Below are 11,704 nucleotides of genomic sequence, written 5' to 3' on the forward strand. Positions count from 1 at the left end.
CTAAATAAAGGTTTTAATCGGCTCGCCTGCCTGGCGGTAAATCTCCTCCACCAGCCTGCTTGCAAGAGCTCCTGATTCTCCATCCACGAAAGGAAGCCGATCCTCCTCGATCGACAACAGGAAATCAGAGACCAGTCGGCTCATTAATGTCTCGTTATTCGCGGTGTCATGGGATGGTATTGGTACGTCTGACTGGCCCTCTTCGAGTTTGAATTGTATAATTCCCTCATAATTTGCGGTAATGGTTCCTTTCGTCCCCGCGATCACGATCCTCTCTTCACTTACCTCCACACAGGCCGTGGAAGCTTCAATGAGACCGACAGCACCATTCGTATAGGCGATGACCGCATACCCGTGGTCTTCCGTTTCAATCTCATGAAGGACCTGGAACCGCTTCGCCTGCAGCACTTCCCGGAAACCGCCGCACAGCCAAAGAGCCAGATCGATAATATGGCTGCCCTGCTGCATAAACGGGCCCCCGCCGTCCATTTCCTTTGTCCCATGCCACCCATCATAATATGCCTTTGTCCGATAATGCCGGATCATCACATCAACCACCGTGATACGGCCAAGAACACCGGAATTCATAAGCTGCTTGACCGCTTGGAAGTGCGTAGAGAATCTCCGCATATAGGAGACCGCTAGCTTCACTCCATTCTCCTTGCATTTGCCAATCATGGCTTGCTGGATTTCCGGAGAGATATGCAAGGGTTTCTCGCACAGACAATGCAGTCCTATTGCAGCTGCATCCGTGACCCCTTCATCATGAAGGGAATTAGGCGTGCAAATAATGGCCGCAGTGGCCTCCGCACGTCTGGCGACTTCCTCAAGCACAGTTCCATAAACGGCAATCCCGTGCTTGTTTGCAAACCGTGATACATTGTCAATGCTGCGCCCGATTACGCCGCAAATAATGGCATTAGGAATAGCTGCAATAACCTTGATATAAGATTCACTGATGCCGCCATGGCCGATAAGGACAATACGGTGAATCATCGCTTTAGCGTACCCTCAAAATGCTGCTTCACAATTTCATAGGCAAGCTTGGGGCGCCTGTATACATCAACCACCCCTTTAAGATTCTGCGTCATGACCCGCCACAGCGGTCCGTTTTTCTCCTCCGTCACGCGGCAATCACAGAACTGCCAGATAAACATGCCGGAAATAAATTCTCTTTGCAGATAGGCCTGCAAATTTTCGCTGATAATATCGGCTTGCCGCTCTTCGGTTCCCTTGACACGGGAAGCCATGCGATACCCGTACATCGCATCGCCGCCAAATTCACTCATAATCATCGGTTTCCCCAATCCTCCAGCGCGATCAGCCCAGCCTCTTGCCTTGTCGCACAATTCTCCGGCATCCTCTGGTCCATACCAGCCTGGATACAGATTGAACGATACGATATCCGCCAAATCGAAGCACAACTCCCGTTCCCGGTGGTGGGACGCAAAAGTAAGCGGACGGCTGCTATCCATATGGCGCAGCTGTTCCAGCTGCCGCTTGTAGTGCACCCTTCCCTCTTCGGAATTGCTCGCACACTCATTGAGAATCGCCCAGATAATAATGGATGGATGATTCACATGCTGCTCTACCATTTCTCTGTTCACATCTTCACATTGCTGAATGAAATTAGGGTTGCGCATTTGCTCCAGGTTCAATCCGCGAGCATGGTTCTCCTCCCAAACATAGAAACCACGCTCATCGCATAAATCCAGAAACAATTCGTCGTTCGGGTAATGGCTTGTACGAACGCTGTTGCAGCCCATGTCGGCCATCAGGTCCAGATCATGCGACATCAGCGAAAGGGGGAACGAAGCGCCGACATTCCCGTGGTCTTCATGACGATTAAAGCCCTTCAGAACTACATCTTCCCCGTTCACCTGTATCTTCCCGTTCAGGGTGGTCACCGTCCGAAAGCCGACTCTTTCAATCAAATCATCAAGAATGATCTCTCCGCAGTCATTGGCAAGCTGAACCTCAAGCTCATACAGAGCCGGCTGCTCATGACTCCAGTGCTGCGCAGCCGGAAACATAAAGGTTCCCGATATTCTCTGCTCTGACTCAGGCGGAATCACTGCAGTACCGAGAGATATTGCTGTTCCGGCTGCATTCCCGGTAAGAGCAACCGCCTGCTCCTTGTCGGAAAGATTCCTTACATAAACGCTGATTTCAGCCTGCCATACACGGTCAACTTTAGCTGGAGTAAAGGCAATTCGTTCGATATATACCTCTCCGATTTCCTCTACGCCCACCGGTCGGATCAGACCTCCATAGGTATAATAATCATTATGCACGTGAAGGGACGAGCCTTCATGAAAGCCATTATCAACTTCCACCTTCAGCTCATGCTCACCGGGCTCAACATCCTTCACAATAGCGGTGAAGGCTGTATAAGCATTATAGTGATGAGCGATCTGCACACCGTCAAAAAAAACATCGGCTGTGTGGCTGACCCCCTTGAATATAAAGCGAAGTGTCGTTCTCTCCGTTGTTCGGACGGTTCTGGTGTATACGCCCTTTCCGCGATAATTGACCAGTTCCGGATTCGTTTCCCAGCAGCCGGGAACAGGCAGCCGGTACTTGCGGCTTACGTCCTCTGTCCCGTCTTCCAACAGGACGGTGAAAGCCCATGTACCCGCCAGCGACTTGGTTTTCCTGATCCGGTTGGTCTCAAATAATCTCATCATGTACTACCCCTCCAGTTATGTGAATATGCAGCGACTATCTACTCCTTGATGGCTCCAACCATAACCCCTTTGACAAAGTACTTCTGCAGGAAAGGGTATAAGAACAAAATAGGTACGGTCGCAATAATGATTGTAGCGTATTTGATCGTTTCGCCGACAGCCATCTGGTCGGACGTGCCCACACCCACCGACATCGAGTTCGTATCATTGCTAATCAGTATTTCCCGCAAAATAACCTGCAGCGGGTATAACTCCCTGCTTTGCAGAAAAATGGTGGCGTAGAACCAGGAGTTCCAATGGGACACGCCATAGAACAATATCATCACAGCCACAACCGGCATCGATAATGGAAGTACAACCCGCAGGAGGATTGTCCAATCCCCCGCTCCATCCATTCTTGCGGATTCCTCCAAGCTTTCCGGTACGGTCTGGAATGCGGTTCTCATAATAATCAAGTTAAACGCGCTTACAGCAGACGGCACAATAATAGCGAGCCGTGTATCGAGAAGATGCAGGTTTTGCATCAGCAAGTAGAGAGGAACCAGTCCTCCCTCAAAAAACATCGTAAACACAATCATGAACATCACGGGGTTTTTGAGCATCAGCTTCCTTCTCGACAGCGCATAAGCGCCAAGCGAGGTCATCGCGATGTTCAGCAGCGTTCCTCCCACAACATAAAACAGCGTATTGCCGAGTGCTGTCAGCATATTAGGGTTTTTGAAAACCATCTCATAAGCTTCAAAATGCAAACCATGAGGATACAGCAGCAATCCCCGGTTCTGCACGACAAACTGCGGATCGCTAAGTGAAGAGAATAGCACGTATACAATAGGATATAAGGTAATAAGGGACATCACGATCATAAGCACCGTGTTGCTCCCATCAAATAGTTTCTCACCAAAGGATCGTTTGATAAGCATAGCTGCCCCTCCTTACCATAACTTCGTTTCTCCCATCCGCTTGGCTGCCATATTGGCCGCTATGAGAAGGATGAAGCTGATGACTGCATTGAACAGTCCCACGGCAGCGCTGTAACTGAAGTCGGCCTCAAGAATACCTTTTCGGTAAACATAGGTTTGAATAACATCAGACGTTTCATATATCACAGGGTTATACATTAGAATGATTTTTTCGAAACCGACCGTCATAAATTTACCGATAAACAGAATGAGCATGATCGTTACTGTCGGCATAATACCGGGCAGCGTGACATGCCACATTTGCTTCAAACGGCCAGCCCCGTCTATTCTCGCTGCCTCGTATAAAGTGGGGTTCACGCTGCTGATTGCCGCCAAATAAACGATCGAGCTCCAGCCGATGTTCTGCCATATATCCGAAGAAATGTAAATCGTTCTGAACCAACCGGGTGATCGCATGAACGCTATGGCATCGATGCCCAGATAGGCGGTGATACTATTGACAAGTCCATCCCTCGCCAGAAAGTCAAACAGCATCCCGACGATAACGACAAGTGAAATAAAATGCGGCATGTAGGAAATAGTCTGTACTGTTTTTCGTATTTTGCCGCTACGTAATTCGTTCAGCAGGAGCGCAAAAAGAATGCCTGCCGGGAAGAAAAAGAGGAGACTGTATAAGCTCAACAGCAGTGTGTTGCGCAGGATTCTCCAGAAATATACATTTCCAAAAAAAGATTCGAAGTGCTCAAATCCCACCCACGGGCTGCCTAGAAAGCCTTTGGCAGGCCGGAAATCTTTAAAGGCGATTTGCAGACCGTACATCGGTCCATAATGAAAGATCAGATAATAGACAACAACAGGGAGAAGCATCAAATAAACCGTGCGGTTCGTTGTCAGATCCCTGAACAGCCTGGATAAAAAAGAAGAAGCCATGACGATCCTCCTAACCTTTGTCATTCAAAAGATGGGAGCCGGACACCTTGATCCGGCCCCCATTCAATATTTAACGCTTTACGTATCGGTCAAGCGCAGCTTGTTCGATTTGAATGGCTTGCTCGATCCCGAAGTTTTTTAGATTATCCACATATTGCGGGAAATTGGCGAGCGGTTCTACGCCCATGATAAACTTGACAATCATTTCATCAGAGTAAGTATTGACGTCATTCATGATTGAGGCTAACTGACTGCTCTCATCAGAGGTTAGCGTCATTAGCGGCAGCTGCAGCTTGTTCCCCGCTTTTGACCATATATCCAGCGATTCAAGCTGCTCCGGATACTTCATCTGCTGCAGGAATGACTCCACATCCTGTTCAAAAGGCCCTCCGTAATGTGTTCTCATGAATTGCGCCTGTGCTTGCTTGAACGTCAGTTTCTCGGGATTGTTGGTGATCATCTCCGTGTAGACGGGTTTGCCATCCACCATATTATAGCTTTGACCTTCAATTCCAAAATTGAAAAGCATATGTCCTTGTTCACTGTAAGCCAAATCAAGCCACTTCACGATTTGCTCCGGGTTCTTGGCCGCGGATGTAATCGCGGCGGAATGTTCGCCCGGATAGGCGGGACTTATCATCCCTGCTGCCGAGAAATCGCCCTTCTTTAATGCAGGATGCGGAAGCGCGATCATTTTAAAGCCGGGTACGCTGTCCTTCATCAGATCCGTGAACTTGCCAATCGTTCCGCTGGAGTAGCCATACAATAAACCCAATTGGTTCCCGGAGGTTTTGGCATCCTTTAGTTTACCGTCCACCGCTGCAAAATCCTTGTCGATCAAGCCTTCTTCATACCAACGGCTCATCGTCTTGAGGAATTGCTCGAATTCCGGCTGCATCTCCCCGTAATACACCTTGCCGTCCTTTTGGTAGAATTTATCCAGGATTCCCCACGCGCCGATCAAGGAGTTCAATAATTCGTTGCGGACCGCCGGGACTTCCAGTAGAAACGGAACCTCATCCTTCTTAGCGTTCCCGTTCGGATCCTTGTCGCGGAATGCAGTCAGTACCTGCTCCCATTCATCAATCGTTGTTGGCGGCTGCATGCCTACCTTGTCCAGCCAGTCCTTGCGAATAACCGGACCATAAAAAACCTTCAATCTGTCATCGTCCCGGATGAATGGAAAAGCATAAATATCCCCTTTATCCGATTTGATCATGCCGGCTATATCCGGATGCATTTCCAGATATGCTTTGAAATTGGGCGCATATTGATCGATCAAATCATTTAACCGTAAAATGGTTCCGTCATCAATCGCATTTTGCGGACCCTTAGGAACGGTCAGCCAGTTGGTCTGTATGACATCCGGAAGATTCCTTGAGGCAATCATCAGGTTGAACTGCTCCTGAATTTGTGTGCCGGCACCGCTTGGATGCTTGAACTCCACCTTGGTTCCCGTCAACTTCTGCAATTCCTTGTAGGCTGCATTATCATTGAAGTTCGTTATGGATACGGACGAATCTCCATCCAGCTCCACCCAATACGAGAAAGACGGCGGATAGCCGGTATCGCCAGTTCCTCCTTTGTCTGCTGTCTGCCCGGCAGGCTTATTTGAAGCATCCGCCGCATCTGCTTCATTTTCTTTATTATTGGAGCCTGCTCCCGAGCACCCGGCTGCGAGGCTTACAAGGAGTACCATTGCCAGTACTCCAAGTGTTCCTTTCTTCCATCTTGGCTTTTTCAATGTATTAACCCTCCTCCATATGTGATGTTCAGAAACCATGCAATCCCTGTGTCACGATTCCCTTAAGGCAAATCTACGCGACATTCACCGGAGGGGAAACATCCGGTATTCAAGATTCGTTCACTTTCCTTCAGGTTATGGGTTAACCATTTTGAAGATAGATTCATCCATCTTCAGATCTCTTCAACAATTCCCTATATTTCCCCGGGGTCACGCCCTCGACCTTCTTGAATACCTTGGTTAATACAATGTTATTGGCGTAGCCGATTCTGGTGGCTATCTCCTGCACCGTATATTCCTCTACAAGCAATTTTTTGGCATGATGGATGCGAAGCCTCGTGATATAATCGGTGATATTTTCGCCGCTGTGTTTTTTGAAAAAGGCTGACACATAAACAGGATTGAGGTTGAGATGGTCCGAGATTGTCGTCAGACCCAGGTTGTTGTTGTCATAATGCTCATCAATGAAGCGAATCGTCTTTTGAAGCAGCAAATCGTTGTGATCAGTCCGCTCTTCCTTCATTAACAAGCATACTTTCATATACATCGCTTTGACCCGTTTAAACATCTGATCGGCAGTATCCGACTCTGTCAGAAACTTCAAAGGGTCGCGGTCTCCCGCCATAAACTGCTTATAGTCCATGCGAAGGGTTTCCATCAGTTTAAGCAGTGTGCTTTGCAGATCCAGAAAGAACCACCGCCCCATATCAGGAGACAATCGATTCTGGTTGAAATTGATCTGATACATGCTGTCGAGCAGCCTTTCCATATTGACCGCATCGCCATTCCTCGCATAATTCACAAGCTGCACTTCAAGATCCATAGGAAAACGGAACGAATCGCTCTCTGTGTGTCTGACTTCATCATAATGAAGGATAGAGCGCGATCCTTGAATCATCTTATAGCTCAGAGCAATCATCGCCTCGTCGAAGCATTCTGTAATTTTATCCATCCCCTCGTGTTTGCCGCTGACGCCTGCGGTAATCGAGGTCTTGAACCGGTTCGTCATAACATCCATCAATCGGGTAACAAAAGCATGAATGTCCATGGCAGCATGCTCCGAACCATTTGCCACATTCATCAGAATAACAATCCGATTCTTTTCCAGTTCAAAAACATACCCGTTTCCCTCCAGCATTTCATTGCTGACATTAATCAAAATAAAGCGCAGCAGCACCCATTCCCGTTCCGTATCCTCCTTCATAAATCCCGTACTGTCATCGATGTCAATAAGGACAACAGTAAACCAGTCATGTACGAAATGGATATCGAGGAAACGCAAATCCATCTCTGTAACCGCATTCCCATCAACCTGTCCACGCACAAGCCTGGAGAGGAAATCGGAGCGGATGATCGGCATCTGCTGGGAAAGCTTCTTTTGAAGCTCAATCTCCTTGCCGAACAAGGAACGCATCGTATCGCTTATCAGTTTCATCTCATTCTGTTCGCCTGCACCACTCTCGTTTCCAATTCGGATGGGAACAATCATACGAACCAATTCCCTGATTGGCGTATAATGCCGGCGGGTCAAATATACACATAAGACCGTACCCAGAATAAGACAGGCAAGAACCGTCACCAAACTCCATTTCTTCACATAGTTCACCTGCATCAGTACCACCTTCTTGGGGAAGACTGACAAGAATGTCCAGCCGTTCTCGGAAGAAGTCGTATAGGAGACGAACATTTCTTCACCATTTAGCTCGCGCAGAAATTTGCCTGACTTGCCGGTGAGCTGCTGCTTGATATCCGTTACAAATCCGTTGTCCTTATCCGGTCCAACCAGGATTTCTTTTTCTTTGTTCAAGATATAAAGAGTGCCATCGTGAAGGCCCTCGACCTCGTAGAGCAAATCACGAAATTGCGACTCATTGATCAGGACAACAAGGCTGCCGCTGATTTGTTTGGTCTCCCCAAAAGGAAGCGACTGGACGTATGTAATCATGGACTCTTCTTTAACGCTGCTGACTGTCATTTTTGTGCGCATATAGGATTTGAAGTGATTGCCAAGCAGAATGTTCTTTCGGTAATCGTCGTAGCTCATATCGTTATACCGGTAGATCTGGTTAAAGAACATAGAGGAATCCGTCTTTAATGTTGGCGTCAAAATCGTATCTGAACTGCCGAAATAGAGGTAAACATCATCAAAAAGCGTGTTGTCTGATTTATATCTCACTAATTCCTTCATAAAGTCGATAAATAAATACTGATCCCTGGGGGATGACAGCTCCGCTCCTTTTTGCATCAACAACTGCTGTTTGGGATGGTAAGCGATTTGTCTCATCAAATAATCGATTTCCTGTGTTTTACCATTAGCCACATGCTTCGCCTGCTCCAACATGGCGGAATTGGAGCGATAGGCATTATTAATCATGATTTGTTCAATCTTGACATAAACAATGCTGCCAATCAGAACGGGAATCATAAAGACAAAAAGAAATGAGACAAGCAGTGTCACAAACACGCTTCTATCCCGTATAAACTTGCCGGATGATACTCTGGATTCATTCATTGAGGTTATCGTCCTTTCCAACACACGACAGATCATGAAAAATTATAACATAGGTCAAAAAAGTTCTAATTGTCCTTTCTAAAGGTTGGTTGTTCTCTTTCAATAAGCAGGCCTTATTGTACTAAAAAAGCAGTATTTCCAGGCCAATCAGTAGGCAACCGGCATACCCGGCATCTCAAATAGTCTCCAATTACGTAAACATGAAGCTGGTCTCTACAGACAATAAAAAAATCTCCCGAGCTTCCGCTCGAGAGATCTATAATGGCTCATTTTTAATGATTCAATGTCATTTGTTGTTTTTATGCATACTACAATTTGAAGTACTTCATTGGCCTACTCTTCACCTAGGAAGCCTTTCTTGAAAATACCCAGCAAATACTCAAGTGTTATCGGATCGCTGTAGGAAGAAGCCTTAGTATCGATCTCAATGACATGATTGTTCTTGACGGCCGGGATACTCTTCCATACTTCTGAATCCATGAACGATTTTTCGCTATCCAGATCTCTGCTAAGAACGATATAATCGCCAGCATATTCCGGCAGAACCTCTTGAGAAAGCGTATAGTAGCCGGGTCCGAGCGCATCTTTCTTGACACTGTCAGGCATATGTAACCCCATCGCTTGATACAGGATCTCTGTGCCGCGCGCCCACTTGTCCCCAAATACATAAAAGTTTTTCGTATCGGTCTCAAATACCGACACGGTGACGTTCTCGCCGACCTTGGCTTTGATTTCCTTGCCTGCCGCTTCCGCACGCTGCTTGAAATCGTCGACCCACGCTTGCGCTTCCTTTTCTTTGTTAAGCAGCTTTCCGATTTCCAGCTGCTGGGCCAAATAATCCAGCTTGCCCCATGTAAAAGCAACGGTAGGCGCAATTTTACTCAACTCGTCAATATTTTTCATTTCGGTGCCCACGATGATCAGATCCGGGTCCTGCGCCGCAATTTTCTCCAAGTCCGCTTCCGATACGACCTCAACGCCCTCCAGCTTCTCCGTGAATAGAGGATTCGCGTTCGTCCATTGATCCACCCCGACCAGCGATCCGCCGAGCGCGAGCACATTCGGCGCATTCGTCAAGGCTACAATCCGCTTCGGCTCCGCCGGAACCTCCACAGGACCCCGTTCGGATTGATAGGTTATCTTTCCAGACTCGTTGGAGTCAGCGGCTGGTGCGGGAGCGGCATTCTGTGAAGGTGCGCTCTCATTATTGCTTGCTTGACTGCCGCATGCGCTGGATATGACCAGCAACAGCAGGATCATCGGGATTAACAGCTTGTTTTTCATGTTCAATTCTCCTTGTGTTGGATTACAGAAATATTATAACGATAATGATTATCATTATCACATCCTTCTATACTATATATTCTCATCCAATGGTTGTCAAACGATTATTTTCAATCATTTCATATGTCCATGTGCCCCGTCCTATGAGGTATATTGATAATGAAAATGACAGAAGTGATCTCCTTTCTATAACCGATTCCGGCGTGTGATTCCGCAGGTTTATCTTCTAATAGAAAAGCCGAAATCCCCTTCGCGGGAGGATTCCGGCCTTTCTATTTCATGATAAAATTTTCATTTTGGGCAATGAAGCAACCTTTTTTGCAGAAGGCACGTCTATGATGACACAACAAACAACACACTACTACACGAGGTGAATGAAATGAAGAAACCATTCAAGTTAATTACACTGTCCACCGCCGCTGCCCTGCTTCTCAGCTTTGCCGGACAAGAAATGGCTTCCGCCGCATCCTTCAAGGATATCAATAACGTTCAAGGCAAAGAAAAGATTATTGCCCTGCAGCAAAGCGGCCTGATCAAGGGAATCAGCGCCTACCTGTTTGCTCCTCACAATACTATCTCGGAGGTTGAAGGCGTTCAGATGATCGTCAACGCGCTGGGACTGAATCTGGACCTGGTTCGATTCGTAAAAGAGCCCAAGGCTTCGGACTATTTCGCAAACGCCAACGATTCCGCCTGGTATGCGAAAGCGCTCATTATCGCTGCAGTCAACGGACTGGACCTTCCAGCGGATTTGAAGCCGAACCACAAGATGACGCGCGAAGAATTCACGCACCAACTCATACATGCGATTGAAGCCAGCGGCAAACTGCCTATGGTGAAGCCCGTTGTTGTGGAATTTAAAGACCAGAATCAAGTCAAATTGAATTATTCCGCTTCGATTCAACGCGCCCTGAACTACGGTGTTGTGAAGCTGGATGCGCACGGCAAGCTTAACCCCAAGAAAGAAATTACCCGGGCCGAGGCAGCCATAGAGATTAGCAACGCGCTGGCTTACCTGAAGGCTCACCCGGCGCCGCCCGCCAATAGCGAGACGCTCACGGCGGAACAGGCCGTTCAATTGATCAAGGAAGCCGCCGGTCCCGATGCGGACCTGCAGATCAAGATCGATCCGAACGCCAGCATCACCCGCGAGTCGTTCACATACCTGCTGGTTCATACGCTCCAAACAAGCGGCCAGCTGCCGATGCTCAACCTGAAGCCGGTGGAGATCAAGGATGAGGCTCAGATGGACATCTTGAATTCAGGCGCCATCCAAACGGCGATTGCCCTTGGCTTCGTTAAATTGGATCAGGCCGGCAACTTTAATCCGAAGGCCAACATTACCCGTACCGATGCCACCGGAATCGTCAACAAAGCCGTGGAATACTTGAAAGCTCACCCGGCACCTGGCGACGAGAGCACGACCCTCACGGCGGAACAGGCCGTTCAATTGATCAAGGAAGCCGCCGGTCCCGATGCGGACCTGCAGATCAAGATCGATCCGAACGCCAGCGTGACCCGCGAGTCGTTCACATACCTGCTGGTTCATACGCTCCAAACAAGCGGCCAGCTGCCGATGCTCAACCTGAAGCCGGTGGAGATCAAGGATGAGGCTCAGATGGACATC

Annotated in this window: 8 protein-coding genes; 1 reads left to right on the plus strand and 7 read right to left on the minus strand. The window is 48.0% G+C overall.

Annotated elements, in window-relative coordinates; all coding sequences use genetic code 11:
* The 7 genes from AC0YOA_RS25190 to AC0YOA_RS25220 form a co-directional block, all read right to left on the minus strand.
* A complete protein-coding gene (locus AC0YOA_RS25190; protein WP_475788972.1) occupies window positions 1-996 on the minus strand; it encodes a Gfo/Idh/MocA family protein in 996 nt (331 codons plus the stop codon).
* Entirely contained in the window at window positions 993-2,687 is a 1,695-nt protein-coding gene (locus AC0YOA_RS25195) for a glycoside hydrolase family 2 protein (RefSeq protein WP_475788973.1), read from the minus strand. The genes AC0YOA_RS25190 and AC0YOA_RS25195 overlap by 4 nt, the downstream gene beginning before the upstream one ends.
* Window positions 2,688-2,725: 38 nt before the next feature.
* Window positions 2,726-3,607, minus strand: a complete 882-nt coding sequence (locus AC0YOA_RS25200) for a carbohydrate ABC transporter permease (RefSeq protein ID WP_475788974.1) — start codon at window positions 3,605-3,607, stop codon at window positions 2,726-2,728.
* 12 nt (window positions 3,608-3,619) lie between these two features.
* Entirely contained in the window at window positions 3,620-4,537 is a 918-nt protein-coding gene (locus tag AC0YOA_RS25205; RefSeq protein WP_475788975.1) for an ABC transporter permease, read from the minus strand.
* Between the two features lie 70 nt (window positions 4,538-4,607).
* Window positions 4,608-6,281: an extracellular solute-binding protein gene (locus tag AC0YOA_RS25210; RefSeq protein WP_475788976.1), complete on the minus strand. Its 1,674-nt coding sequence runs from the start codon at window positions 6,279-6,281 to the stop codon at window positions 4,608-4,610.
* 163 nt (window positions 6,282-6,444) lie between these two features.
* Window positions 6,445-8,793 (minus strand): helix-turn-helix domain-containing protein, encoded by a 2,349-nt coding sequence (locus AC0YOA_RS25215; RefSeq protein ID WP_475788977.1) that lies wholly within the window; start codon window positions 8,791-8,793, stop codon window positions 6,445-6,447.
* Window positions 8,794-9,126: 333 nt separating this feature from the next.
* On the minus strand, window positions 9,127-10,077 hold the full coding sequence (locus AC0YOA_RS25220) for an iron-hydroxamate ABC transporter substrate-binding protein (RefSeq protein WP_475788978.1): 951 nt from the start codon (window positions 10,075-10,077) through the stop codon (window positions 9,127-9,129).
* A gap of 379 nt (window positions 10,078-10,456) precedes the next feature.
* Between AC0YOA_RS25220 and AC0YOA_RS25225 the strand changes: the two genes are divergently transcribed.
* Window positions 10,457-11,704: S-layer homology domain-containing protein (locus AC0YOA_RS25225; protein ID WP_475788979.1), on the plus strand; the 1,248-nt coding region annotated here is incomplete at its 3' end.

The sequence above is a fragment of the Paenibacillus sp. JT22N12 genome (genome assembly GCF_056269365.1).